This is a genomic window from Mycolicibacterium sphagni (assembly GCF_002250655.1).
GTDB classification, from domain to species: domain Bacteria; phylum Actinomycetota; class Actinomycetes; order Mycobacteriales; family Mycobacteriaceae; genus Mycobacterium; species Mycobacterium sphagni.
In genome coordinates this window covers 45,602-72,587 of record NZ_NOZR01000029.1, presented here as the reverse complement: position 1 = coordinate 72,587, position 26,986 = coordinate 45,602, and the positions used below count along the sequence as shown (strand labels likewise).

Here is a 26,986-nt window from a genome sequence, read left to right as displayed (position 1 = left end):
CAGGCCCCAACAGCCCGGATGCTAGCAGCGCCACCCCCCACCAGCGACGCCAACACCAACCGTTCACCCCCCGTTAATCCCGTCCGATCAGTGCCCTCTGCTGAGTTGGATCGGCACCACGGTGCACGGAGGGATATCTTGGGTTGCCCGAGGCAGTGGAGCGCCTCGCGGCGACATCGGCTCGGCAAAGTGCGACAGGCTCTGGCAGGTAGCGTGAAGGCTTGTCCAACAAGGACATTGCGTCACGGCTGTTATCTCGCCGCACCAAACTCGCGGTGTCCTTGCGGTGTCCTCGCGCGTCCAGTTGGCCCAGGAAGCGGCCCGCCACGTGCCGGATTAGTTCCCCGGCACGGACAGCTGCGCCTCTTGCTCGTCGAGCAGCGCTTGCTGCTCGTCCTGCTCGGCTTGCTGCTCGGCTTGTTCGTTCTCGACTTCGGCCTGCTGCTCGGCTTCCTGTGTCTGCTGTTCGTCCTGCAACATCTGCTGGGTGTTGAGCTCTTGTTGCAGTTCGTCCTGGTCCTGCTGTTCCTGCTCGGCCTGTTGTTCCTCGTCCTGCTGCTGCTGCTGCTGCGCGTCCTGCTCCTCGGCATCGTCCTCATCCTGCTGAGTCGTGTCGCACGCAGTATCAGCCAGCAAAACACGCACTCCAGCAATGGGTTTCGGCTCCATGGGGTGACTGGTCTGTGCTCCTGCCGCAACGAGAGCCACGAGGGCCACCCCCGCAGCCAGCACTTGCAAACCCTGGTCGATCCTGCGCCACTGTGACCATTGCGTCGTCATCTGGTCCACCTCCGACAGCGCTATTGACGTGAGCGTAGGAACGACGGTTATGCGGAGCCCCTGCGGCAGATTTGAACCGGTTATGAGCATCCAGACAGGATCGCCTGGTGGCTCCGGATCCGGTTGATCTGTTAACCAGTAGTGAGGACGCGGCATCCGCAGCTATCGCGATCTATCCTCGACGAAATCCGCATTCAGCCGCTATCGTCAGCCTCGTTAATTCTTCCTCAGTGATCGTGGGCAGGGGCCGGCGTGACTTCCATTAACCGGGCTGGGCGAATCACGATGTTCGGCCTGTCGGTCGGTGCCGGTTTGCTGATCGCCTCCGGAGCCGGAACCGCGGTAGCCTCAGCGGCTCCCGACGACTCGGGGCACGGCTCGGCCAGCAGCTCTCCGGCATCCAGCTCCACATCATCGACGGCTCGTTCGCACCGATCAGCGACCGGCACCTCAGCGAAGCCCGCGGCAACCCCAGCGGTCAGTACCGGCAGCGACGCCGCGGCGCCGGCGGTGCGACTGCAGACCACGCGCACGACGACTGCGGCCAGCCCATCCGCGGTGAGCACGCTGACGGCGCCAACGTCGGCGGCCGGCGAGAACACCATCACACCCACCGCATCCCGCAAGCAGGCCACCGCCAAACGAGCTGCCGCACTGCCGACTCCGGACCAGGTGCAGCAAGCCATCACGGCAGGACTCGATACGGCTCGTCGCAGGCTCGACGACCTTCGCGAGAAGATCCAGACCCTCATCCAGAATCAGATCATCGGTTTCCAGGACAATCTGGTCGTCCTGCGCATTGACCTGGAGCGCATCTTCAACCCCAACAAGCAGATCATCTACGGGAACCTGGCGAATGCCCAGTACTGGGCGGTCCAAGGCGCGCAAACGGCAAACCTGATGGCCGCGGCGATGGTGATCAGCGCGCTCACCGGCCAAACCGTGACCGCGCAAAGCATCGTCGACGAAGCGATGAACACCGACAGCGTGGCCAGGCCGGGAAGAGCCATGTACCTGGGCCCCGGCACCGGCGATTGGGTGTGGGCAAGCGACGCGGTCCAGCTGATGGAAAACCACGGCCTCAAGGTGACGACCGTCTACTACACCAAGTCCCAGGAGCAGCGAGCCCTGGACACGGTCGAAAGCGCACTGTCGCAAGGCAAATCGGTAATCGTGAGCATCAACGGGACGGTTGTCACCACCGGTGATGCGGATCAGGGGACCTGGACCACCGAGCATCAGGCGGTACTACTCGGGATCAACATCACCAAGAATCTCGTGTACCTCAACGACGGGGCGAATCCGCAGGGCCAGAATCTGACGATGTCGATCGAAGACTTCCTCGACGCCTGGCAGGCCAGCCGTTACACCGCCATCATTGTCGAATTGGCCCCTGTCACAGCACAAGCCACCGATGCGACCCTCGCCGCATGACCGCGTCCCGATACGCACATCGCGCCGGTAACGCTCCGTACGCCGTTAACTGGCTGAACCCCGGAATGCGCGCTCGAGCATCAGGCCCAGCGCTGAACTACGGCGATACGCCGATATCGCGAGCGCCGAGAATGTCAATTCGTGGCGAAGTACGCGGGAGCCAAGCATGACTTCCTTGAAACGAGCTGGGCGAATCACGACATTCGTATTCGCGGCCGGAGCTGGTTTGCTGATCGCCTCGGGGGTGAGTGCCGCGGTGGCTTCGGCAACACCCGATGACTCGGGCCACACCTCGACGAGCAGTTCTTCCGCGTCGAGTGCCCGCACGCATAGGTCCGCGACGGCGGACTCGACCGGCACGTCAGCCAAGCCGAAGTCCTTCTCGGCGCCGGTCGTGCAACTGCGCAGCAATCGCACGGCGGCTCCCGCCGGCGCGGCCACGGTCACCACTCTGAGCGCGGCGGTAAGCGACGCCACCACGACCAGCGCCGCGGCCAAACAGACTCCAGCCAATCGGCTTCCCACCCCGGCTGAAGTGCAGCAGGCCATCGTGGCCGGTCTCGACGCCGCGCGCCGCAATCTCGACACCCTGCGCGAGAACATCGAACTGCTGGTCAAACACCAGATCGAGGGCATCCAGGAGAACCTGACCACCCTGCGCTACGACCTCGATGCCATCGTCGGTCCCTACCGGCCGCCGGTGAATCCGGACATCCCGGCGGACGATACGCCCGGACTCATCGGCAATCCGGCCGATAAAGAGGCCTACTTCCTTTTCCAGGGCCAGACCAACCGGTGTGTCCTGATGTCGACGGCCATGGTGATCGGGCAGCTGCTGGGTGCCGAAGCGATGCCGACCGCAGCGCAGATCACCAACGAGGCGGCAACCACGCCGAGCTCCGTGACTCCCGGCACGATGATCTACGACCCCGCGGCCGACACCTACGTCAAGTACGCAGACGCTCTGCAGCTGCTGGAGAATCACGGCATCACGGCGACATCAACCCAGTACTCAAAGGGCCAGGGCACTACCGCGCTCGACAACTTGAAGGCAGCGCTGACCGCCGGCGATTCGGTGATCGTGACCGTCAATGCCAACATCGCCTGGGGACGCGCCGCGCCGGGCGGGGTCGTCTCGGCCAATCACGCCATCACCGTCTTGGGCATCGACACGGTCAACAACGTCGTGTACGTCAACGACAGCGCATTCGCGGATGGCAAAGGCATCGCCATAAAGCTGTCGGTTTTCATGAGCGCCTGGGCGCCCAACGACTACCAGACCATCACGGCTTACGTCGCTCCGGCCGCGAACGCCACGATCGCGGCCTGAGCAGCACGCCCGCACGATTAGAGGTTTTCCCTCGGCGGCAAATACCATCGACGACGCAATGAGCGATCACGACCTGGATACCCGCACGCCCTCCACCGGCACTGCTGCGGCGACCCGTCTGGCGGCCGAAGCCAGCCGCAGGCGGACGTTCGCCGTCATCAGCCACCCCGACGCCGGTAAATCGACACTCACCGAGGCGCTGGTCCTGCACGCCAGGATCATCACTCAGGCCGGTGCCATCCACGGCAAGGCCGGGCGGCGCGCGACGGTGTCGGACTGGATGGAGATGGAGCAGGCCAGGGGCATTTCGATCACGTCGACGGCACTGCAGTTCCCTTACCACTCGCCCGAGGGTCAAGATTGCGTTATCAACCTGCTCGACACCCCTGGGCACGCCGACTTCTCCGAAGACACCTACCGAGTGCTCAGCGCCGTCGACTGCGCCGTCATGCTTATCGACGCGGCCAAGGGTCTGGAACCGCAGACGCTCAAGCTGTTTCAGGTGTGCAAGCACCGCGGCCTCCCAATCCTCACCGTGATCAACAAGTGGGACCGCCCCGGCCGTCACGCCCTGGAGCTCCTCGACGAGATTCACGAACGCATCGGGCTCAAACCCACCCCGCTGACGTGGCCGGTCGGCATCGCCGGCGACTTCAAAGGCGTCCTTGATCGCCGCACCGGCAACTTCATTCGCTTCACCCGCACGGCCGGTGGTGCCACTGCGGCACCCGAGGAGCACATCACACCGGAGCGTGCCCACGACGCCGCTGGAATCGACTGGGAAAACGCGGTCGAGGAATGCGAACTGCTCTCGTCTGACGACGGCGACCACGATCAGGAACTCTTCCTGCAAGGTGTCACGACGCCTGTCCTGTTCACCTCGGCCGCATTGAATTTCGGGGTGAACCAGCTCCTGGACAACCTGGTCCGGCTCGCACCTCCACCCAGCGGACAGGCCGACGTCGACGGCAACGTGCGGCCGGTCGCCGCGCCGTTCAGCGCATTCGTCTTCAAAGTCCAGGCGGGCATGGACTCCGCCCACCGCGACCGCATCGCCTACGCCCGGGTGTGCTCGGGGACATTCGAACGTGGCGATGTCCTCACCCATGCCGCGACCGGCAAGCCGTTCGTCACCAAGTACGCGCAGTCGGTGTTCGGCCAACAACGCTCGACACTGGACAACGCGTGGCCTGGCGATGTGATCGGCCTGGCGAACGCTGCGACACTGCGCCCCGGCGACACCCTCTACCGCGACGTTCCCGTGCAGTTCCCGCCGATACCGAGCTTCTCCCCCGAGCACTTCTCCGTCGCCCGTGGCACCGACCCGAGTAAGCACAAGCAATTCCGCAAAGGCATCGAGCAACTCGAGCAGGAAGGCGTGGTGCAGGTTCTGCGCTCGAACCGGCGCGGCGATCAGGCACCCGTACTCGCCGCCGTCGGTCCGTTGCAGTTCGAGGTCACCAGTCATCGGATGGCCACCGAGTTCAACGCACCGATCTCGTTGGAGGGGCTGCCCTACACAGTGGCCCGTGCCGTCGACCCCGATGACGCGGCGTTCGTCGAGAAGCAGGTCTCGATGGAGGTCCTCACCCGAACCGATGGCGTCATGTTGGCGTTGTTCACCACCAAGTGGCGGCTGCAGGGATTCCAGGAGGACAACCCTGCTGTGCGGTTGCGGCCACTGGTGGCCGCCGGCGACGACTGAGGCTGTTCCCCGCTAGGTTGGTGGGACATGAGTCGCCACGCTGTCATCTCCGGAGCCGGGATCGCCGGCCCCACGCTCGCCCACCACCTGACCGAACGCGGATGGCAAGCCACCGTGATCGAGCGCTTCCCTGCGCGTCGTGACGAGGGGCAGAACATCGACGTCCGCGGCGCAGCCCGCGAAGTCGCGCGCCGTATGGGCATCGAGGATGCCATTCGCGCGGCCAATACCGGCGAAGTCGGGATGCATTTCTTGGGCGACGACGGGTCCCCGGTCGCCTCGTTCCCGATGAGTGCCACCGGGGAAACCGACGGGCCGACAGCCGAATTCGAGATCTTGCGCGGAGAGCTGTCCCGGATCCTGATCGAGCGCACCGACAGTGCGACCGACTATCGATTCAATTCCCAGATAGCCGATCTCACCGACCACGGCGATCACGTCACCGTGGGCCTGCAGGACGGTGTGACGATCGACGCCGACCTTGTCGTCATCGCTGAGGGGCTACATTCGCGTTCGCGGCGCTATGTCACGGCCACCGAAGCCGAGGACCTGGGAATGTACATCGCCTACGCGACGCTGCCGCGTCGAGACTCCGATGACCAGTGGTGGGGCTGGCAGCACGTGCCCGGCTCCCGTTCCGTCCACGTGCGACCGGACAACCTCGGCACCACCCGCGCCATGTTGACCTTTATGTCGGACGTACACGGGCTCGACGACCTGCGACAGGAGGATCAGGTCGCGATCCTGCGAAAGACCTTCGCCGATGTCGGTGGTTTGGCCCCGCGCATCCTCGCCGACTTCGACCAGCGTCGTTCGCTGTATTTCTCGGCAGTCGGCACCATGCTCGCACCAACCTGGAGCAAGGGGCGCGTCACACTGCTTGGCGACGCCGCATTCTGTCCGGGGACCTTCGGGGGCGGCGGGACCAGCCTCGCAATGATCGGGGCCTACGTCCTGGCCGGCGAACTGTCGTGCTCCGACGACACCGGCACCGCCCTCGCACGCTACGAACAGTTCATGCGCGCACACGTCGTCGATGCATCACCCATCATGCGGCGCAGCATGTTGAGGCGAGCGAACCCCCGAACCCGCGCCGGCATCCACGGAGTACGCCTGGCCGCCCGGGTCGTCGCCAGTCCGGTCGGCCAGGCCACCATGAAGGCGCTCGGCAACCGCTTTACCAGCGGCGCCGCCGACCGTCTTCGCCTGCCCGACTACCCGCCGGTGAGCTAGCTGTTGGCAGTGGCCAAACCCGCCTTCACCTGCCGCGACAGGTCGTCGGCCAGAATCTCGGCTCGACCGCCGAGCAGTCCTTCGACGGCCTGCTTCGCCACCACCGCCGGGGAGATCTTCTGGTCATCGGGGACGAAGCTGGCCATGTCGGTGTCCATGAAGCCGACATGAAGGGCGGCGACGTGAATTCCCTTGGGCGCAAGCTCAGTTCGCAGAGCATCGGTCATCGCCCAACCAGCGGCCTTGGCCGCGGAGTAGGCGCCGAACTCGGGCGCGTGGTACCACGAAAGCACCGACAAGACGTCGAGGACGGCACCTCCGCCGTTCTTCTCGATAATCGGCACGAACTCCCGGATGACGTTGAGCGTTCCGAAGTAGTGCGTCTCCATCTCCAGACGGATGTCGTCCATCGGCCCGGTCAGCAGATCCGCCTGCGTGGAGACACCGGCGTTGTTCACCAGCACCGTGATATCGCCCGCGACGGCGGCCGCGGCATGTACCGACTCGGGGTCGGTGATGTCCAGCTGGATCGGCACCACACCCGGCACGTCGACGGTTTCCGGCCGGCGGGCCGCCGCGTACACCTTGGCCCCGCGTGATACCAGCTCGGCAGCGAACTGCCGTCCCAACCCGCGATTAGCGCCGGTTACCAGCGCGGTAATCTGCTTTGTCATCGAAGTACTCCTTTTCTGAGGATGTCGCTGGTCACAACCTTAAGGAGTCTGGGTTAATTCCACCAGACCCAGGTTAGTGGCCCAGTCGGATCTGGACGCCGTGACCTTGAAGTTCTTCGAAGCTGTAGCTGAAGTCTCCTCGCCGGCCGATCGACACGACATAGCGATCCTGACCCTCGGTGATGGAGAACGTGAACGAGAACGTGCAGTTGGCACCATTCACCGTCCCTTGACCCAGCGACGTCGTGGTGAGGATCTCGCCCTTGCCGTTCTTCACGGTCACCGGAGTGCTGGTACCGATGTCTGCGTATCCGTCCGTCCCGTGGCACGAGCCGCCGTCGGTGACGATCGCACCCGTGCCCATACTGTCGGTCAGCACGAAGACCCCTGATATCTTTGCTGATTCGAGGATTCGGAAGCCCTGGTTGAATTGCGGGCAGAACGTGTCGACGGCGATCTTGTCGGCCAGTAATCCCTGCTGCGGCCCGCCGTGTTCGAGCTGCGTGCACACGTCGTGTCCATGGGCCACCGCATTGGCCTCCGAGGTGAACTGGTTCATCAGCCCCGCGGTTTCCAGTGCCTGGACATATCCGATATCGGGCGACGGCGCCGGCCGGTGGTGTGACCACAGCAGGGCCGCAACCACGGCGCCGACCATGACGATGACCGCGGTGGTGACGCCGGTCGCCAGCCACGTCGACCGAATGCTCGATCGCGTAACGGGTACTTCGACGTAGGCCGGCAGCATCTGACCGCCCGCCGGGTCGTTGGATTCGGTCCGGCCATTGCGCACCCGATTGGAGGGCCGCCCTGCCACGTAATAACGGCCCTCATAGCGAGCGGTGGGGTCGGGCCGCCACCCCGTCAAGGCGATCGGCGTCGTCACGCCCCCGCAGCGCGCGCACGTGCCAGCGACGTCGAGGTCAGCCCCGCAATAGGGGCAGGCCGTCGGCGCACCGGTCATTGCTCACCCCAACCGCCGTACGCTGGTCGATTCTGGACAGCCGAATCGTATCGGCGTGTATTCCTCTGGTGTGCGCGCGTTAGTGTGCTTTGGTCGGCTTCAGCGAACCAGCCGATAGAAAAGATGAGCACATTCATGACTGCACCAGCAGAGACGTCGCCACTTGAAGCGCGGGTCGGCCACTACTACCAGATGGACGGCACCTACCTCGTCGGCCGCGAGAAGCTGCGCGAATATGCCCGCGCTGTGCAGGACTACCACCCCGCACACTGGGATGTCGCCGCCGCGGCCGACCTGGGCTACTCAGATGTGATCGCGCCGCTCACGTTCACCTCGGCGCCGGGCATGCAGTGCAACCGCCGGATGTTCGAAGAGATCGTCGTCGGCTACGACACCTACCTGCAGACCGAGGAAGTCTTTGAGCAGCACCGCCCGATCGTGGCCGGCGACGAATTGCTCATCGACGTCGAGCTGACATCGGTTCGCCGGACCGCGGGCCGGGACTTCATCACCGTCACCAACACCTTCACCGACATCAGCAGCGGCGAGCGGGTGCACACCCTGCACACCACCGTCGTCGGCGTCACCGGTGAGGACATCGATGCCGGGGTCAAGGCGGCCGTGCAGAAGGCGATGATGCACGACATGAACATCCTCGACATTCCGGGCTCGGATGCCGCATACGACAAAGAGGTGCGGCCCGAGGGCGAAATCCGGATCTCGCAGGGCGGTACCACCCGGGCGCCGGGCACACCGTCGTTCGACTCCGTGAATGTCGGTGACGAGATCGGCGTGCACCACACCCGGCTCTCCCGCGGCGACCTGGTGAACTACGCCGGTGTGGCCGGTGACGCGAACCCGATTCACTGGGACGAGGACATCGCCAAGCTGGCCGGGCTACCCGACGTGATCGCGCACGGAATGCTCACCATGGGTTTGGGCGCCGGGTTTCACTCGACGTGGTCGGGCGACCCGGGTGCGGTCACCCGGTTCGCGGTACGACTCTCGCAGCCGGCTGTCGTGTCGGCCAAAGAGGGTGCCGACATCGAGTTCACCGGCAAGATCAAATCGCTAGATCCCGAAACCCGTTCGGGTGTGGTGCTTGTCGGTGCCAAGTCCGACGGCAAGAAGATCTTCGGCCTGGCGTCGATGGGCGTTCGCTTCAGCTGAGCTCCGCGAGCCATCTCCCGATCCCCGGTGGATCCGCGATATGGTCTGGCTCCACCCTCCGCAGCGCCGCGTTGACGGCGATGGCAGCTTCACAGCTGGCCGGATCCTGTAGCACGACACGGCCCCCAGCCGCCTTCACCGCTTCGCAGCCAGCGGCACCGTCCTCACTTGCGCACGAAAGAAGAACGGCCGTAACTGAATTAGCCAGTCCGGCGGCGGTCGAGAATGCGACGTCCAGCGACGGCCGCGAGCACAGCACAGGCGCGTCCAATGTCAGGTGGGCGCGCACACCGGGGCGGCGTTCGTACTGTTGGACCGGAGTCTGCGGCTGCTCGGATCGACGTCTGTCATTGCCCACCAAGAGTTGGTAGCCGGCCGGAGCCAGCGTCACTTCGCCCGGCGGACAGGTCCACGGGGTGGTGGCCGGCTCGCGCACCGGAATCGCAGTGTAGCTCTGAAGGACCTCCGCGAGCCCCGCATAGTAGGGCGCGCGATGCAGCACCACCACGACCACGCTGTTGCGGACGTCCCCCAGCGTCTTCAAGATGCCCCGCAGCGCGCCGATACCGCCGGCGCTGCCGCCGATGACGATGACGTCAGGGCCGGGCATGCTGGTTTTGGCTCTTCACGTAGATCCCCAGCCGGCGGTCCTGTGGTTTGAATAATTGCACGCCGCCGGCGGTTAGTGCTTCGCGCGGGCCGAGGACGAGATTGCCGAAGGGCGCCAGGCTTTCCCAGAAGATGCGCTCAACCCTGCGCTGCAGCGTCTCCTCGAAATAGATGAAGACATTTCGGCACAGCACCAGATGGAATTCGCCAAATGCGCTGTCGGTCGCGAGATTATGCGAGAAAAACTCGATCCGCGATCGCAGCGCGGGGTTGAGAATACAGCGGTCGTACTTGGCGATGTACCAATCGGAGAACGGTCTCTCGCCTCCGCTTCCCTGATAGTTCCGGGTCGCACCGACCATGGCGTCGGCCGGATAGATCGCCGACCCGGCGGCCCGTAACGAATCGCCGTCGATATCAGTGGCGTAGATGGTCGACCGGTCCAGCAGTCCAGCCTCGTCCAGCAGGATCGCAACGGAATACGCCTCTTCCCCCGTCGCGCAGCCTGCGATCCAGATCCGAATGCGCGGATAGGTGGCCAGCCTGGGCAGCAACTCCGCGCGGATCTTGGCGAATACCGCTGGATCCCGGAACATCTCGGTGACATTCACCGTCATTGCCGAGAGGAATTCGGTGAGAAGTTTCGGGTCGCGCAGCACCCGGCCCTGGGCCTCGGAGATGGTGCCCAAGGAGTGCCGATCGACAAAGGCCGTCAACCGCCGGTTCCGTGACGCGTCACTGTAGTGGCGGAAATCGTAGCCGAGATGTTCGAACACCGTGTAGAAGAACGCCTCCGCCTCGATCGCAGCGAGCTCCCGTGATCGGGCCGGATCGGACTCTTCGGCGGGCTTACTCATGGACGCTTGCCGACCTCTGCTGCCCTCGCGGCCGGCTTGCCAACCACACCCTGAGCACAGATGTCAGCTGATCCATATCGACAGGCTTGGTGACGTAATCCGAAGCGCCTGCCTCCAAACATTTCTGGCGGTCACCCTTCATGGCCTTCGCGGTGAGCGCGACGATCGGAAGGGTGCGCCAGCGGGCCTCGGCCCGAATCCGGCGCATCGCCTCGTAACCGTCCATCACGGGCATCATGATGTCCATCAGCACCAGCCCGACCTCCGGATGGGCGGCCAGGGCGTCCAGACCTTCCTGCCCATCGCGGGCGGGTATCACCGTGATGCCGTAGCGCTTCAAAGCGCTGCCGAGGGAGAAGACGTTCCGGACGTCGTCGTCGACGAGCAGGACGGTATTGCCTTCGAGGGATTCGTCGATGCGCCTTGGGTTGGAAAGGATTTCGCGGGCCGAGATAGGCATGTCGTTGGCCACGCGATGGAGGAACAGGGCTGTTTCGTCCAAGAGCCGCTCGGGCGATCTGGCGTTCTTCAACACGATCGCGGAGGCCAGCACCTCAAGGCGCCTCGTCTCGGCAGTGGTCAACTCTCGCCCGGTGTGCACGATGACGGGAAGGCTCTTCTGCTTGAGCTGATCCTTCACGCGCTCGATGAGTTCGATCCCGTCGATGTCGGGCAACCCGAGGTCGAGGACCAAGCAGTCGTAGGACGTTGGTCCGGCAAGCTCCGCGAGCACTTGCTCGCCCGTGCTGACACACGTGATCGCGATATCGTCGCTTTCGATCATGTGCCGGACCACCTGACGCTGGCTGGCGTCGTCCTCTGCGACCAGCACGTGCCGTGGTCCCGGCTTGAGGAACTCGGCCACGGACGTGAACATCGAACGAAGCTCGGCGACGTTCGCGGGTTTGTTCACGGTCTGGATGGCGCCCATTCGACGGCCGCGACCGTCGTCGTCGGCGCCCGAAACGACGTTGACCGGTATGTGGCGGGTCGCCAAATCGTGCTTGAGGACGTCAAGCACAACCCAGCCGGCCATATCCGGCAGGCCGATGTCCAGGGTGATGGCCGCCGGTTGGCGTTGCTTCGCCAGCGCGAGAGCCATTCGGCCGCTTGCAGTGGTGACCACGTCGAATCCCGCTTCTCTGGCCAGCTCGGCCAGCATTCCCGCGAAGGTGGAGTCGTCCTCGACGACCAACAGCACGGGTTTGGTTCCCTGGGGCCACTCGACCGATGAGGTATCCACGGCGCCAAAGCGGGTGAGCGCATCATCGGTGTCCGTGGGCTCCGCCTCCGGGGACCCGTTGGTGCTGGGCTGCACGGCCGGCGTGGAAACCAGTGGACTGACCGGGATCCCGGGCGCGGCGGCGTCAAGCGGTGAACTCTCGACCGGTAGATAGCAGGTGAACGTCGATCCCTGCCCGAGTGCGCTGTGCAGCGTGATCTCACCGCCGAGATTGCGTGCCAGTTCCCGGCTGATCGCCAACCCGAGACCGGTGCCGCCGTACTTTCGGGTGGTGCCGCGACCCGCCTGCTGGAAGGACTCGAAGATCAGGTTGTGGTCCTTCTCGTCGATGCCGATCCCGGTGTCGACCACAGCCAGGGCAAGGTACCCGTCACCCTGATTTCCTTGTGTGTCACCTGCTTTGGAGATCTGGACGGTTACCGAGCCTTTGTCGGTGAACTTGATGGCGTTGGCCACCAGATTCTTCGCGATCTGTTTCACCCGCGTGTTGTCGCTGGTGAATTGTTGCGGGGCGTTGTCGCCCACCACGACGGAGAAGTCCACGCCCTTGTGCTGCGCGATCGGGTGGAAGGTGCGCTCCAGAAATCCGACCAGCTCGTTGACCTCGATGGGCTCCCGTTCGAAATGCAGCGATCCGGATTCGACCTTCGCGAGGTCGAGTACCTCGTCGATGAGGTTCAGTAGGTCCTTTCCGGATTGTTGAATGGTTTCCGCGAACTCCTGCTGTTTGTCGGTGAGCGGGTCGTCCGACTCGGAAAGCAGGCCCGCCAGGATCAGGATGCTGTTGAGCGGGGTGCGTAGCTCGTGCGACATGTTCGCCAGGAACTCCGACTTGTACCGTGACGACACCGCCAACTCTTCAGCCTTGGCTTCGAGAGTCTCGCTGAGACGGTGCAATTCACTGTTCTTGTCCTCCAGCGTTTGCGCTTGCGCCTCGAGTCGCTCCGAGCTGGCCCGCAGCTCTTCCTGCTGTGAGCGCAGTTCCTCGGTGGTCTCCTCCAGTTCGGCATTCTGTGCCGAAAGCTGATCTTCGCGTTGCGTCAGCTGGTCGTTCGCCGCCCGTAACTCCTCTTCCTGGACCTGCAATTCCTCTGTCTGTGCCTGCGACATCTTCAGCAAGTCAGCCGTCTTCCCCGCCGACTCGATTGCGCTGATGGCTACCCCGGCGCCGAGCGCGATGCTCTCCACCAGTTCGATGTCGTCATCGGAGAACAGTCGCAGTCCGGCGAGCTCGAGGACACCGACGACTTCGGACTCGAACTTGATGGGCATGAGCATCAGTGACACCGGCGCGGTCTTGCCCAGGCCCGAGACGATCTCCACGTAGTCGCCAGGAGCGTCGGTAATCTCGATCCTGGTGCCTTCCAAGGCGCATTGGCCGACGAGGCCGTCGCCGAGGCCGAAGGAATTCGGTAGATCTTTGCGCCGGTGGAACGCGTACGAGGCGGTCAGCGCGAACCGGCCACGTTCGTCGCTCTGTCGCAGATACAGTGCGCCATGTTTGGCGCCCACAGCCTCGGCAGTACGCGAAACGATGGTCGTGCCCGCGGTCGGTAGATCCGGCGCACCCTGCACCTCGGTCAACAGATGAGCCTGAATCTCCTTGGCACGGCGCGCCTTTTCGCTCATCGCGGCCTGGTCCGCGAGGCTCGCGTTCGCGACGTGCAGATTGTTGCGCATGGTTTCCGCCGCATCGGCGAGCACAGCGATCTCGCGCGGACCGGCACTGCGAATCGGTCGATCGTAGGCGCCGTTGGCGACCGCGGTCACGTCACTCAGTACGCTGTCGACCGGCCGGGTCAGCAGCCGCCGCGACAACCAAATAGCGGCACCCACGACGGCAAACAGCAGGGCGGACGCTACGCCTTGGGCGATATTTGCGATTAGCTGCGCGGAATTCACCCGATCCAGCTGCGTCGTGATCAGCTGGCCGGCACGGGCTTGCAGGGCCGACAGTTGCGTCCGGAGTGCGTCGAACAGGCGCTTGCCCGTTACTGTCATCGACTCGAGCTGATCCGGCGCGACGGGGCCGGCGCGACGGGCCGCGATCTGGGGTTCGGCGGCTTGGGCGGTCCAGTCCGCGCCGGCAGCGACGACAGCGGTCAGCAGCTGGTTTCCTTCAACGTCGCCGGCCAGATTGACACGGAGCGCGGCGACTAGCCGATCCACCTCGGCTTTGCCTTGGTTGTAGGGATCGAGAAACGACGGATTGGCGGTGAGCATGAACCCGCGTTGGCCGGTCTCCTGGTCCACATACGCCCTACTCAACGCCGCCACGTCGTCCTGCGCAGGCACCACCCGCGCGCTGAGTTCATGCACCGAGTCCGCCACCGTAAAGCGTCCGGCGAGAAAGATTGACATGGCGACGACGAAGACGACGGTGATCATGCCCACGCACGTCCAAATCAGCTGTCGAAGCGACATCCTCGACGCTTTCTCGGGACCGGTCATCCATCCCCACTCTCGCGTGTGTTAATTGAATTTGAGGACAAGCTCTTTCGAGCCAGCCCGTGGTTCACCCAAAATGCCGCGAGGTTCTCCACACTCGCGGTCAGCTGTTCCGCCTCGATCGGATGCGCATACAAGAAGCCTTGTTGCAGAGCGCATCCCGCCGCGCTGAGCCAATCAGCCTGTTCTTGATTCTCGACTCCCGACGCGATCAAGTCGACCTGCATACAGTCCGCCAAGGCGATCTGGCTACGGACCAGACGCTGTACGCGTTCGACTCCGCCGACCTCTGCGACGAAGGAACGATCGATCTTCAACCAATCGACGGGGACATGCAGCAGATTTGTCATGCTGGCGTACTCGACGCCAAAATCCTGTATTGCCAAGCGGAATCCGATATCCCGGGCACGGCGCAACACCGCGCGTGCAGGCGCGGGATCGCCGTTGAACGTTCGCTCGGTGAGTTCCAGACAAACGCTCTCCGGCGCGATCTGATTGTCCTCCTGAGCGCCGATCAGGTGGTCGAGGAAGCTGGCGTCGAGCACCTGAACCGGTGAGAGGTTCACGTGTAGTTTCAGGTCACTTCGCCCCAGGGACGCGTAGTCCTCCAGGCTGCGTGTGACGATCCATCGACCCAATGGACCTATCTGTCCGCCGCTTTCGGCCAAAGCGATGATCTCCCGCGCCGGCATCTCTTCGTCACCAACCCGCCACCGAACCAACGCTTCAAGACCGAAAAGGGCTCCGGTGGCTGCGTTTACGATCGGCTGGTACACCATTCGGAATTCCGACCGCACGATGGCGCCGGACAACTCCGCTCGCCGATCCACCTGGCCCTGGTGGCGGGACCCGATCAGATCGGTGTAGAGCACACACTGATCCAGTCGGTTCTTCTTCGCTTCGAACATCGCCATATCGGCCTGAGACAGCAACTCCTCCGGCGTATGAGCAGTCGCACCGAGGCACGCAATACCCATGCTCAGCGACGGGCGCAGTGTCGCTTCCTTACACCGCACGGGCTGTGACTGGACCCGTTCCAGAATCCGGTTTCCCGCCGAGACGGCTGCGCTCGCCGACGGCACATTTTCCAACAGGACGATGAATTCATCGCCGCCGATTCGGCATGCCAGGGCGTCGTCGCTGCGTATCGCCGACTGCAGTCGCGCAGCCACTTCGACCAGCAGTTCGTCCCCGGTGTCGTGCCCGTAGGTGTCGTTGACCGCCTTGAACTTGTTCACGTCCATGTACACCAGGGCGGCCAGCTTCCCACCGTCCTGCTGGCGCGCAAGCTCCGCAAGCCGATCGTTGAGCTGCCGTCGATTGGCCAGGTCGGTCAGCGCGTCATGACTGGCGAGATGGCTGATGACCAGCTGGGCTTGTTTGATCTCGGTCAAGTCGTGGACCACGACTGCCACGTTCAGGTCGACGGAATCGCCGATCGGTGACAACGTGATCAGGACTTCGATGGGGCGGCCGTCGTTAGCCGCCAGCGTCATCTCCAGCGATACCTCTTGATGTGTCGACAAGGTGGTATCCAACTGCTCACGCAACCGCTGCCGGTGAGCGGATACGGCAAGGTCCACGATCGACCGGCCGATCAACGTATCGGAGTGGTCACTGAACAGAGCGGTCGCAGCTTTGTTGCAACTACGGATGGCACCGGATGCGTCGACGGCGAGGATCGCATCGGCAGTGGCCTGCATAACGGCGGCATACTCGGCCTGGACCCGAAAAAGCAGCGCATTGGAAATCGCCAACGCGGCCGCCACACATGACCCGCGGAACTGCGCGCCTTCGGTCTCCGAGATGGGCAGGGCACCCGCTCGACCGAGGCAGAGCACGCCAACGCGCTGGCCCCGAGCGATCAACTCCTCGACGACCACCACCTGATACGTCGCCCTGCGAGTTCTGTCGTCCGGTTCGCCGAGCCACGCTTGCATGTCCGGCATCCGCCCCGATTCCGGGTGGGAAAATGTATCGTGCCAATCACTGCCGGGAAGTTGCACGCGCAGAAGGCAATCCGCGTCGAACACCTGGCTCATCTCGGTGACGATGGCCTTCTCCAGGTCGGCCAGATCCAGACTCACCGCGGCGAAGACGTTCCCCAGCCGCTCACGCCGGCGCGCGTAGATCATCTCGTCCCGTTGCCGGATCTCCGCGGAGCGTGCCACCTGTAGCTGTTGTTCGTGGAGGTGGGCCGCCTCGATCCGTAGCCGGGCAAACGACTGGTCCAGCTCCAGCAGTGCTTTGACTTTCGCGAAGAGCACCCGATGCGAGACCGGTTTGAGCAGGAAGTCAACCGCACCCAGGTCGTACCCGCGATGGGGGTCGTTCGCGTCCGACTGGCCGGTGAGAAAGATGATCGGCGTGGACGTGAACTCGCCGGCTTCCCGGATCAGCTGTGCAGTCTCGAACCCGTCCATCCCTGGCATGTTGACGTCCAGCACGATCACCGCGGCCTTGCGCAGGAGCAGGGCGGTGAGCGCTTCTTCTCCGGACCCCGCCTGGACGATCTCGCAGCCCAGCGGGGTCAGCACCGTGCAGAGCACGTCGCGCAGTCGCGCATCGTCGTCGACCACCAAGACTGTCTGTGTGCTCTCGATCGTCGCGGGCGGCGTCCGCGCAGCGGGTTCCGTCAGCGCAGGGAATGGTGATCCCTGCCGCACCACTTCCGGAACCACCACGCCGACTTCCACCTCCAGGCCTCCACGCGCGAACAATTTGCCCCCAGTGTGCCCTGGTCAGCCCGTGTACGGACGGTGATCGAAAAGGTCACTCCTGACCGTGTTTGATGTGGATGACCGGCGTGCCTTCCTCGGCCAGCGTCTCTTCCTCGATACGCATCGTCAGCGGCTCGCGGAACAACTTGGTCAGATAGAGCAGTACCGCGACCCCGATCGCGAACCAGATCCCGCCGTACAACAGCGCGTCGAAGTGCAGGTTGACCCAGAGCGCGCCGGTCAGGAACATCCCGATTGCCGGCAGCACGATGTTGGTGAAGATCTCTTTCGGAGTGCGCCGCCGCTTCAAGCGGAACGCGAAGAACACGATAATGGTCAGATTCACCACGGTGAACGCGATCAGGGCACCGAAGTTGATCATCGACGAAGCGAACTCGAGGGTGAATTTCACCGCTAGCAGCGACACGATGCCGACGATGAGGACGGCATGGGTCGGGGTGAGGAATCGCGGGTCGATGTGGGACAGGAACCGGCCGAATCGCCCTTTCCCGTTGCGGCCCATCACGTAGATCATCCGCGCCACACTGGCGTGCGAGGCGAGGCTCGACGCGACGACGGCGGCCAGGGCTGCTGATACGAAGAAGACCTTGAACAGCATGCCGCCAACCTTCAGCGCTATCTCGGGCAGCGTGTCGTCGGTGACTTCGAAACCGTCGAGTGTCGGGAACACCGACTGGGCGAACCAGCCCGCGATGAAGAAGATGGCGCCACCGATGAGCAACGCCAGCACGATCGCCCTGGGCACGACGTCCGGCGATTTGGCTTCCTCGGCGTACATCGTGATCGCGTCGAATCCGATGAACGAGAAGCACACAACGGTCGCGCCGGCGATCACCGCCTGCATCTGGACACCGTCGTGGACGAAAGGATCGAGAGTGAAGATCGTGCCGTGGCCGACGCCCTTGCTCAGCGCCATCGTCGCGAGGACCAGAAACGCGCCGATGAGCACCACCTGGAAGACGACAAGGATGCCGTTGACTCGCGACGTCCCCTTCATGCTCAGGTAATTCAGCGCGGTGATCCCGCCGACGTAGGCGACGACGAAAAGCCACGACGGTGCCGACGGGAAGAACGACTCGAAGTAGATGCGCGCGATGACCGCGTTCACCATGGGCAGCAACAGGTAGTCCAACAACGAGGACCAGCCGACCAGGAAGCCGAAGTTCGGATGGATCGTCTCAGACGCGTAGGTGTACGCCGACCCCGCCGACGGGTAGACGCGGGTCATCCGGCCGTAACTGATCGCGGTGAACACCATGGCGATCAGGGCGACAATGTAGGCCAGCGGCACCACCCCGTCCGTTTCCCCCGAGACGATCCCGAACGTGTCGAAGACCGTCATGGGAGTCATGTAACCCAGACCCAGGCCGACGATTGCCCACAGGCCCAGCGACCTGGACAGGTGCGATGTGGACGGGGAAGTGCTCTCAGACAAGGGTTTTACCTTCCTGGGGCGTCGGGGCTGGGAACGACGACAAGCGGGACGTGCAATACGCGCAGCATCTTCGCCGCGGTCGAGCCGAGGAACAGCCGTCTCGGTTGAGCCAGCCGGCTGGAGCCGACCATGATGAGATCGCCGTCGCGCCAGTCGAGTTTCTCCACAGCCGCCTCGACTGTCGCGCCGTCGGCGACCACCACCGTGACCGGAAAGCCCTCCGGCAGCGAGGACCTCGCAGCGGCCAGCGTTGCAGCGGCGTGATCGACTGCTTGTTGCCGAACCGCCTCTGCGCTGACCTCGTTGCGGGAGCCGTACTGGTCCAAGGGCACCAGCGACACCAGCCGCAACGGGCATCCGGCCGCACTGCTGATCCGCACCGCGGTGGCCAGAAGATCGTCGGCGCCCGGGCGCATGCCGACAGCACACGTGACGCTGCGGATTCGGTCGACGTCCGAGTGCCGGATGCCCCGCGGTGCGACAGCCACCGGGACCGGCGCCGAATGCAGCAGTTCGTTGACGACCGAGCCCAGGGAGAATCCACCGGCCAGACCGCCGCCGGATCCGCCGACCACGATGGCCGCCGCGCCCAACCGTTCGGCTTCTTGGCTGATTCCCTCGGCGAACGACTCGCGGAAGCTCACGTGGGTGTGTGCAGCGAGGTCGTCGGGCACACAGTCCAGCGCTTCGCGGAGCCACTGCTCTGCCTGCTCGCCCAGTTCCTCCTGGTATTCCGTGTTCAGGGGAACCGGCACCGGAAGTACCGCACAAATCTCCAGCTCGGCGCCGAAGGTTCTGGCCAACCGCACACCCAGCGTCAATGCGTCGGCGCCGCCAGGGGTGGCCAGGTATCCGATGAGCAGTTTCACTGCGTTCCGTTTCTTCAGCCGTAGCGCGGCGCGCCCGTTCGCTGCCGTCAAATTAGCTGAAGCGCCGACTCTATGCCCGCCGGGGGGTCTACACAGCCGTTCGATCCGGAACGGTATGTGCAGAAGCGCGTTTCGCCGAGATCTCCCGCGCAGCGCGCAGCATGGCCGCGGCGGCCGCCACGACACTGAGCACGACCAGCGGCGCGGTGATACCGACCGCGGGCTCGATGGTGACCAACAACACGGGCAGCCCGAAACCGAGGTAGGTGACGGCCCAGAACACACCGGTCAACGTTCCCCGCAGCGCGGGCGGCGACTTGGTTTCCACGTCGACCAGACCCTGCCGCAGGCACAGACCGTAGGCGATTCCCAATACGACCGCGACGGTGACGAACACGGCCAGTGACGGTGTCGCGCCGGCGGTGGCGACGGTGCCGTATCCGATCGCGGCCGCCACTGCACCGGCGGCGCCGGCAAGAGGGCCCCAGCCCCACCGCCGGGCGACCATCTGAATGGCGACACCCGACGTCAGCGTCAACGCGGCGGCCAAACCCGGCAGCAACGGACCGTTGAAGCGGTAATGCATGCGCTCGACCATCGTGACCATCGCAACCGTCGCACTGGCGAACACCCACACCGCCAATGGCAACGCCGCGCCCAGCGCGGCCGCGACACCCTGCCCACGGTCGGCGTCAGCGGCTGGGCCTGCTGCCGGCCAGCCGGCCGGCTCAGGTGTGCGGGCCAGAAACACACCGGCGAACACCGCGGCGGCTGAGAGTGTGACCGAGATGGCGAACGGCACATGAACCGGCGCCGAGGTGAACTGTTCCACCAGCGCGGAAGTGACCGGGCCACAACCGAATCCGGCACTCAATGACACGCCGGCCAGCACCGAACCCGATCCGCCGCCGATATCGGCGCTCCACGCGGTGCCTGCGCTCATCGCGACCCCGACACCCGCGCCGACGATGAGCCGGCCGACGAAGATTCCGGTCTGGTCATGCCAGCACAGCAGCGCGAAGTTTCCCAGGCCCGCAACCGCAGCACCGGTCAGCAGCAGCGGTCGGCGGCCCCACCGGTCGGACAAGGTTCCGCCACCCAGCAGACCGGGAAGCAGGCCGACCGCATAAATGCCGAACGCACCATCAAGCGCGGTCCGGCCCAATCCGTTCCGTTGAGCCAGCACCGGCAGCAGGGCGGTGAAGTGGTTCGCCGCCCACCCGGTGGCGAACAGCACAATCAAGACCGCGGGCAGCACAGCTTTTACCCGCGATTGCTGCCCTGTAGTCGCCACAGTCACCCACATCCGAACAGTCGTATCGACCCCTGCATTCCTATGCACGTTCGGTAGTCGTGCGGTCTACTAGTGGCTATGCGGTTCGAGGGGGCAGGCGAGCCTCTCTCCAACGACGGGCCAGGAATTCCCGTAGAACTGGTCCGCACCCTTCTGGGTCTCCTGCGAAGCCAGCTGGGTCTGGACACCGCGTGGTTGTCGTCCTTTCGCGACGGAGTGCAAGTTTTCGAGGTGCTCGACGGCGATGCGCTCGCGGTGGATCTATCCAGTGGTGACCGAGCCTCACTGGCGGATTCGTACTGTGTGCGGGTCGTCGACGGGCGGCTGCCCGCGATCATCCCCGACACGACCGGCAACCTAACCACCGCCGCACTCCCAGTCACCGGTGAGTGGGGGCTGGGCGCCTACGTGGGTGTGCCGGTACTGAGCCCCACCGGCATGACGCTGGGGATGGTGTGCGCCGTCAGCCGAGAAGCCAAGCCGTACCTCGCCGATATCGACCTGCGCCTCGTCAAGCAAGTGGCCGAACTCATCGGGACACTGATCGAATCCCCGGGCACCAGCGCGAGCACCACCGCGGCCCAACGCGAAGCAATCCGAAAAGTCGTGTCCCAACGCGACTTCGAAATTGTGTTCCAGCCAGTCCACGAAGTGGCATCCGGCAAGGTGATGGGTGTGGAGGCGCTGGCCCGTTTTCCGCATGCGCCGTTTCGCCCCGACGCCTTCCTTGCCCAGTCGGCACTGTTGGGCCTCGGGCTGGAGTTGGAGCTCGCGATCCTCACGCGAGTTCTCTCGATGGTGTCGCAGATCCCCGACGAGATCTTCGTCGCGGTCAACATCTCGCCGGGGGCGGCACTCGTCGCCCCATGGGCTCGGCTGCTCGCCGACGTGGACCCGTCGCGAATCGTGCTGGAGCTCACCGAACACACCGCCGTGCTGGACTACAGCGCACTCGACGAGGCACTGGAGCCGTGCCGGACGCGAGGTGTGCGAATCGCGGTCGATGACGTCGGTGCCGGCTTCTCCTCGTTCTCCCACGTGCTCGAGCTGACCCCGGAATTCGTCAAGATCGACCAATCGATCACCCGCAATATCGATGTCGACGACGCCAGACGGCGACTGGCGCACGCCATCGCCGAGCTCGCCGGGCAGATGGGCGCGACCGTGATCGCCGAGGGGGTCGAGAACCAAGGCGAACTCGATGCCGTCAGTGCTGTGGGTATCACTGCGGTTCAAGGCTTTTACCTCAACCGCCCGCAGCCCCTGGGCCACGGGTTCGAGCCGGCCAGTGTCACCGCTGAGCCCGCCGACCTCATGCGCGCGGAAGTCGACCTGCTCGGTGAGCGGCGTTTCGAACTGGCGCTCGCGCACTCGCCCATCGGTATGGCCGTCGTCGGATTGGACGGCACGTTCCTGCGGACCAACCGGGCACTGCGAGCCATGCTCGGCTACAGCAAGTGGGAGCTGGCCGAACTCACCTTCCAGGAGATCACTCACCCTGACGACCTGGACGCCGACGTGGCGTTGCTCACGGAATGCCTTGAGGGGCGTCGACGCTCGTATCGCATGGACAAGCGCTACATCGCCGCCGACGGCCGGATCGTGTGGGGCGCCCTCACCGTCGCCATCGTGCACGCACCACGGGACAAGCCGCGCTACTTCGTATCCCAAATCGTCGATGTGACTGCCGACCGGATTCGTGAGGCCGATCTGGCCCGTCAGGCTGCCACCGACCCACTGACCGCGATCGCCAATCGGTCGGCGGGGTGGGGCCGGCTGGAACACCTCGAAGCCGGCGGAGCGGGCTACGGCGTGCTGTTCTGCGACATCGAACGGTTCAAGGCGTTCAACGATCACCATGGCCACCGCGCCGGGGATCGCCTGCTGGTAGAGGTGGCGCACCGCCTACGCACCGCTGTCTGCGATGACGGCATGGTGGCCCGATGGGGTGGTGACGAGTTCCTGGTGATCACCCACTCTGTCGATGACGCGGAGTTGGCGCGTCTGGCCGACCTGATCGCGGACGACCTGGACAACAAGCCGGTCACCCTCGGCGACGGTTCGCAGGTTCCGGTCGGGCTGACGATCGGCTACGCGGCTCATCGCCCAGGTGACGGGCGCTCGATCGACACCGTGCTCGACCAGGCTGATCACGCCATGCACGAGAAGCGCCAGCACCGCAACGAGGCCCCCGCCTGACATGAACCTGCCCGGTTCCTGTGAGATGCGGGAAGATTACTTAGATCAGGTAGCGTTTTAAGAGGCACACACTGATCAGAGGAGCGCCTACGTGAATCTCGGACCCTGGGGTGATCTCACCGTCTTCGCCGGCTTGATGGAGTTCGTCTTCGCGACATGCGTATTCGTGTACATCGGCCGGATGGAGCGCCGGACCTCACATCCGATGGGTGAACAGGTGGGCGCCCACAAGGCGGTGCTGGCCAAGATCCGTAAGCGCGAGCCGCTGACGCAGGACGAATTCGACTACGCAAGCGAACTGGTGGCCGACGCTCGATCGCCGCTCGCCTACGCCATACCCGCCGCGCTGTTCACCATCGGGTTCTTCTATGTGGTGGGCTGCCTCTTCATGCTCCACCTCGACGGCGGGAACCCCTCGTTCCGCACGTTCATCGGTGGCATCCCGATGCTGACGTCGATGAACATTGCCGCTCAGCTGCGCCGGGTCGCGGGCATGAAGCGCAAGCTGCAGGACATCCCGGTGTTGGAGGCGGAGCCCACCGAAGAGCTCGCTACCGTTGGTAGCGCCTGACTTTCGTCACTTCGGCGTATTGGTGACGGTGTCGCCATCTTCCCACAGCAATAGCTGACGCACCGATTGCCGTGTGCCATAAGGCCGAAGCATCGAGCTGGCGGGGCGAGGGCGCACCTTCAGCGGCCACCAGAACCACCGGCCAAGCATGGCCGCGACGGCCGGGGTCATGAAGGACCGCACGATCAACGTGTCGAAGAGCAGTCCCAGGGCGATCGTGGTGCCGATCTGACCTAGAATCCGCAAGTCGGCGAAGATGAACGAGGCCATGGTCGCGGCGAACACCAGACCGGCCGCAGTCACCACCGCGCCGGAGCCGGCCATCGCCCGGATGATGCCGGTGTTCAAGCCGGCGTGAATCTCCTCCTTGAACCGGGAGATCAGCAGCAGGTTGTAGTCCGAGCCCACCGCCAGCAACAGAATGACGGCCAGTGCCAACACGATCCAGAACAGATGGATCCCAAAGATGTCCTGCCATATCAGCACCGAGAGGCCGAACGAGGCGCCCAACGACAGCGCCACGGTACCCACGATCACAAACGCGGCCACGATGCTGCGGGTGATGAACATCATGACGAGCAGGATCAGGCTCATCGCCGCGATGCCCGCAATCATCAGGTCGTAGGTGGCGCCGTCCTGAATGTCCTTGTACGTGGCCGCCGTTCCGGCGAGGTAGATCTTCGAGCCGCCCAGCGGCGTGCCCTTGACGGCTTCCTGCGCGGCATGCCGGATCGCATCGATGTGCGCAATGCCTTCGGGCGTGGCGGGATCACCGTCGTGGGTGATGATCATCCTGGCGGCATGGCCGTCCGGGGACATGAACAACTTCTCGCCGCGCACGAATTCGGAGTTGGTGAAGGCTTCCGGCGGTAGGTAGAACGAGTCGTCGGTCTTCGACGCGTCGAAAGCCTGGCCCAGCGCGGTCGAGTTCTGCAGTGCGGCCTGGGCCTGATCGTTGATGCCTGTCGTGGTGGCGTAGTTGGTCAGCACCAGATCGCGGTTGGTCTGCTGGCTGTCGATCTGCGGCGGAATCAGCGCGAGCAATTTCGGCTGCAGCTGGTCGAGTTTCGCGATGCTGCCAGCCACGTTGCCCAGTTGGTCGGTCAGCGCGTCAATGCCGTCGAGCGCGTCGAACAGCGAGCGCAGCGCAGCGCAGGCCGGGATGTCGAAACAGTGTGGCTCCCAATAGAAATAGCTGCGCAGCGGCCGGAAGAAATCGTCGAAGTTGGCGATCTTGTCGCGCAGGTCCTGAGCGGTGCGGACGGTGTCCGCGAATGCCTTGGTCTGCTCGTCGGTGACTTCGCTGGACTGTTGCTGCAACGCGTACTGCTGGCGCAGGACGTCGATCGACGTGTTGATCACGTCCACCTGCTTGAGCAGGTCGGCGCCGCGGGCCTCCTGGAACGGCAGATTGTTGATCTGCCCGAGGCTGCCGGCACTGATCTGGAACGGTATCGAGGTGTGGTCTAGCGGCGTGCCCAGCGGACGGGTAATGGCCTGCACCTGCGCGATGCCTTCAGTGTGAAAGACCGCTTTGGCGACGCGCTCCAGCAGGATCATGTCGGCGGAGTTGCGCAGATCGTGGTCAGATTCGATCATCAACAACTCGGGGTTGAGCCGCGCCTGGGAGAAGTGGCGTTCGGCGGCCGTGTAGCCGACGTTGGCCGGAGAGCCGGCGGGCATGTATCCGCGGGCGTCATAGCTCGTCTTGTAGGCCGGCAGCGCGAGCAGGCCGATGAGAGCGATGCCGACCGTCACCGCCAGGACCGGACCCGGCCAGCGCACGACGGCAGTGCCGATCCGCCGCCAGCCCCTGGTGCGCATGGGCCGGGCCGGATCGAAAAGGCCGAAGTGGCGGCCGATGATCAGCAACGCGGGCGCCAATGTCAGCGCCGCCACCACGGCGACGAGCACACCGATACCGGCTGGGACACCGAGGCTGTTGAAGTACGGCAGCCGGGTGAACACCAGACACAACACCGCGCCGGCGATCGTCAGGCCCGAGCCCAAGATGATGTGCGCGGTGCCGTGGTACATCGAGTTGTAGGCCGAAACGCGGTCCTGTCCGGCGTGTCGCGCTTCATGAAAGCGGCCGAGAAGGAAGATCGCATAGTCGGTGCCTGCGGCAATCACCAAGAGCGTCAACAGGTTCGTCGAATACGTCGACAGTTCGATGATGCCGGCGTTGGCGAGCACCGCCACCGAGCCGCGGGATGCGGTCAGCTCGATCATCACCGTGAAGATGACGAAGAACACGGTGGTGAGGCGCCGGTATAGGAAGAACAGCATCACCGCGATCACCCCGAGGGTGATCAGGGTGGTTTTCAGCGTGCCGTGACGGCCCACCTCGAACTGGTCGGTGACCAGGGGCGCGGCACCGGTGACATACACCTTGAGGCCCGGTGGCGGAGGGGTCTTGTTGACGATGTCGCGGATCGAGTCGACGGATTCGTTGGCCAGCGACTCACCCTGATTGCCGGCGAGGTACAGCTGGACCAGGGCGGCCTTGCCGTCGGCGCTCTGCGAGCCGGCAGCCGTCAGTGGATCGCCCCAGAAGTCCTGGATGTGCTCGACGTGCTTGGTGTCCTGCTGCAGCTTCTTGATCAGGCCGTCGTAGTAGTGGTGGGCGTCGGCGCCGAGCGGTTGGTCGCCTTCCAGCACGATCATCGCCGAGCTGTCGGAGTCGAACTCGCCGAACACCTTGCCGATGCGCTTGGCGGCTACTAGCGACGGCGAGTCCTGCGGGCTCAGGGACACGTTGTGCTTTTCGGCGACGGTCTCCAGCTGAGGCACGAAGACGTTGGTGAGCACTGCCAGGCTGAGCCAGAACAGGGCGATCAGCACCGAAAAGCGTCGGATGAAGTCTGGAACCCGCTGGTTCATCCGGACTTGTCCAGGCAGTAGGTGAAGGCGTTCAGGGTGTTCACCGTTCGCTCGTCTTTGACGGCGTCATCGATCTTGATACGGCAGCCGATCGAATCACTGTCCCCTTGGGCCGAGACATTGACGAAGACCGCAGGCTGGGTGGTGGTGGTGTCGTAGGCCCACGGCAGGGTGACGTTGTCGGCGCGCTGCGGTTGGGCGTTCACGTCGGTGTAGGTGATGGTCGCGATGGTGCCCGGCGGGCCGAAAACCTCCATGACCACGTGCTTCGGGTTGAACGGGACAATGTCGTTGCCCGAGCCGCTCGGCGTGGACGTCACGTCGTGGGAGCCGAAGATGCCGTGCAGGCGGTACACCGCGAAGCCGGCGACCGCGATCACCACCACCGCGACCAGCAGCATCCAGCGTTTACTAAGCCGGCGTCCGATCGAAACCCGCTGCATCCGTGACCCTTTCATGAGCGGCGACAGGCGCTGACGGCAACGAAATATCTGTAGGGCGGCTAATCAACTAGGTTGACAGTACGACACGGGACCGTACTCCACAA

The 26,986-nt window shown here is 64.3% G+C and carries 21 protein-coding genes; 7 read left to right on the top strand and 14 right to left on the bottom strand.

What is annotated here, in order from left to right; translation table 11 throughout:
- Positions 1–336 precede the first annotated feature (336 nt).
- Together CG716_RS25665 and CG716_RS30920 are read right to left on the bottom strand one after the other, a co-directional pair.
- Entirely contained in the window at positions 337–780 is a 444-nt protein-coding gene (locus CG716_RS25665) for a hypothetical protein (RefSeq protein ID WP_133067022.1), read from the bottom strand.
- Positions 781–1,007: 227 nt separating this feature from the next.
- Positions 1,008–1,346, bottom strand: a complete 339-nt coding sequence (locus CG716_RS30920; protein ID WP_234818036.1) for a hypothetical protein — start codon at positions 1,344–1,346, stop codon at positions 1,008–1,010.
- On the opposite strand from CG716_RS30920, the gene CG716_RS25660 reads away from it, so the two are divergent.
- A complete protein-coding gene (locus tag CG716_RS25660; protein WP_234818035.1) occupies positions 1,339–2,214 on the top strand; it encodes a C39 family peptidase in 876 nt (291 codons plus the stop codon). The two genes, CG716_RS30920 and CG716_RS25660, sit on opposite strands and share 8 nt — an antisense overlap.
- A 45-nt stretch (positions 2,215–2,259) precedes the next feature.
- On the opposite strand, the gene CG716_RS30915 is transcribed toward CG716_RS25660, so the two are convergent.
- Positions 2,260–2,631 carry a hypothetical protein gene (locus CG716_RS30915; RefSeq protein ID WP_234818034.1) on the bottom strand — a complete coding sequence of 124 codons (372 nt, stop codon included), beginning with the start codon at positions 2,629–2,631 and terminating at the stop codon, positions 2,260–2,262.
- Between CG716_RS30915 and CG716_RS25655 the strand changes: the two genes are divergently transcribed.
- The 3 genes from CG716_RS25655 to CG716_RS25645 are packed head-to-tail and all read left to right on the top strand — an operon-like array spanning position 2,609 to position 6,482.
- Positions 2,609–3,544, top strand: a complete 936-nt coding sequence (locus CG716_RS25655; RefSeq protein ID WP_234818033.1) for a C39 family peptidase — start codon at positions 2,609–2,611, stop codon at positions 3,542–3,544. The genes CG716_RS30915 and CG716_RS25655 overlap by 23 nt on opposite strands.
- Before the next feature lie 58 nt (positions 3,545–3,602).
- Positions 3,603–5,249: a peptide chain release factor 3 gene (locus tag CG716_RS25650; protein ID WP_094483955.1), complete on the top strand. Its 1,647-nt coding sequence runs from the start codon at positions 3,603–3,605 to the stop codon at positions 5,247–5,249.
- Between the two features lie 27 nt (positions 5,250–5,276).
- Positions 5,277–6,482, top strand: coding sequence for an FAD-dependent monooxygenase (locus CG716_RS25645; RefSeq protein ID WP_094483954.1), 1,206 nt, complete (start codon positions 5,277–5,279; stop codon positions 6,480–6,482).
- Here CG716_RS25645 and CG716_RS25640 read toward each other — a convergent pair.
- Both CG716_RS25640 and CG716_RS25635 read right to left on the bottom strand, forming a co-directional pair.
- Positions 6,479–7,156 carry an SDR family oxidoreductase gene (locus tag CG716_RS25640; RefSeq protein ID WP_094483953.1) on the bottom strand — a complete coding sequence of 226 codons (678 nt, stop codon included), beginning with the start codon at positions 7,154–7,156 and terminating at the stop codon, positions 6,479–6,481. The genes CG716_RS25645 and CG716_RS25640 overlap by 4 nt on opposite strands.
- A gap of 73 nt (positions 7,157–7,229) precedes the next feature.
- The gene (locus CG716_RS25635; RefSeq protein ID WP_094483952.1) at positions 7,230–8,120 is read right to left on the bottom strand and encodes a DUF732 domain-containing protein; all 891 of its coding nucleotides are present in this window, start codon (positions 8,118–8,120) and stop codon (positions 7,230–7,232) included.
- A gap of 135 nt (positions 8,121–8,255) precedes the next feature.
- On the opposite strand from CG716_RS25635, the gene CG716_RS25630 reads away from it, so the two are divergent.
- On the top strand, positions 8,256–9,290 hold the full coding sequence (locus CG716_RS25630; protein ID WP_094483962.1) for a fused (3R)-hydroxyacyl-ACP dehydratase subunits HadA/HadB: 1,035 nt from the start codon (positions 8,256–8,258) through the stop codon (positions 9,288–9,290).
- Here the strand turns inward: CG716_RS25630 and CG716_RS25625 are convergent.
- The 7 genes from CG716_RS25625 to CG716_RS25595 form a co-directional block, all read right to left on the bottom strand.
- Positions 9,283–9,900 (bottom strand): chemotaxis protein CheB, encoded by a 618-nt coding sequence (locus tag CG716_RS25625; RefSeq protein ID WP_094483951.1) that lies wholly within the window; start codon positions 9,898–9,900, stop codon positions 9,283–9,285. The two genes, CG716_RS25630 and CG716_RS25625, sit on opposite strands and share 8 nt — an antisense overlap.
- The gene (locus CG716_RS25620; protein ID WP_094483950.1) at positions 9,887–10,756 is read right to left on the bottom strand and encodes a CheR family methyltransferase; all 870 of its coding nucleotides are present in this window, start codon (positions 10,754–10,756) and stop codon (positions 9,887–9,889) included. The genes CG716_RS25625 and CG716_RS25620 overlap by 14 nt, the downstream gene beginning before the upstream one ends.
- Entirely contained in the window at positions 10,749–14,387 is a 3,639-nt protein-coding gene (locus CG716_RS25615) for a response regulator (RefSeq protein ID WP_165774301.1), read from the bottom strand. The genes CG716_RS25620 and CG716_RS25615 overlap by 8 nt, the downstream gene beginning before the upstream one ends.
- A 59-nt stretch (positions 14,388–14,446) precedes the next feature.
- Positions 14,447–17,131: a two-component system response regulator gene (locus tag CG716_RS25610; protein WP_234818032.1), complete on the bottom strand. Its 2,685-nt coding sequence runs from the start codon at positions 17,129–17,131 to the stop codon at positions 14,447–14,449.
- Positions 17,132–17,219: 88 nt separating this feature from the next.
- A complete protein-coding gene (locus CG716_RS25605; protein WP_207760778.1) occupies positions 17,220–18,623 on the bottom strand; it encodes an APC family permease in 1,404 nt (467 codons plus the stop codon).
- 5 nt (positions 18,624–18,628) lie between these two features.
- Positions 18,629–19,492 (bottom strand): universal stress protein, encoded by an 864-nt coding sequence (locus CG716_RS30545; protein ID WP_207760777.1) that lies wholly within the window; start codon positions 19,490–19,492, stop codon positions 18,629–18,631.
- Positions 19,493–19,580: 88 nt separating this feature from the next.
- A complete protein-coding gene (locus tag CG716_RS25595) occupies positions 19,581–20,750 on the bottom strand; it encodes an MFS transporter (protein ID WP_234818031.1) in 1,170 nt (389 codons plus the stop codon).
- A gap of 114 nt (positions 20,751–20,864) precedes the next feature.
- Between CG716_RS25595 and CG716_RS25590 the strand changes: the two genes are divergently transcribed.
- Both CG716_RS25590 and CG716_RS25585 read left to right on the top strand, forming a co-directional pair.
- Positions 20,865–22,985 (top strand): EAL domain-containing protein, encoded by a 2,121-nt coding sequence (locus CG716_RS25590; protein ID WP_094483944.1) that lies wholly within the window; start codon positions 20,865–20,867, stop codon positions 22,983–22,985.
- Between the two features lie 91 nt (positions 22,986–23,076).
- The gene (locus tag CG716_RS25585; protein WP_094483943.1) at positions 23,077–23,556 is read left to right on the top strand and encodes a hypothetical protein; all 480 of its coding nucleotides are present in this window, start codon (positions 23,077–23,079) and stop codon (positions 23,554–23,556) included.
- Positions 23,557–23,562: 6 nt separating this feature from the next.
- Here the strand turns inward: CG716_RS25585 and CG716_RS25580 are convergent, their stop codons facing one another.
- Together CG716_RS25580 and CG716_RS25575 are read right to left on the bottom strand one after the other, a co-directional pair.
- The gene (locus CG716_RS25580; protein ID WP_094483942.1) at positions 23,563–26,439 is read right to left on the bottom strand and encodes an MMPL/RND family transporter; all 2,877 of its coding nucleotides are present in this window, start codon (positions 26,437–26,439) and stop codon (positions 23,563–23,565) included.
- Positions 26,436–26,882 carry an MmpS family transport accessory protein gene (locus CG716_RS25575; protein ID WP_094483941.1) on the bottom strand — a complete coding sequence of 149 codons (447 nt, stop codon included), beginning with the start codon at positions 26,880–26,882 and terminating at the stop codon, positions 26,436–26,438. Before CG716_RS25575 ends, CG716_RS25580 begins: the two co-directional genes overlap by 4 nt.
- Positions 26,883–26,986: the final 104 nt, after the last annotated feature.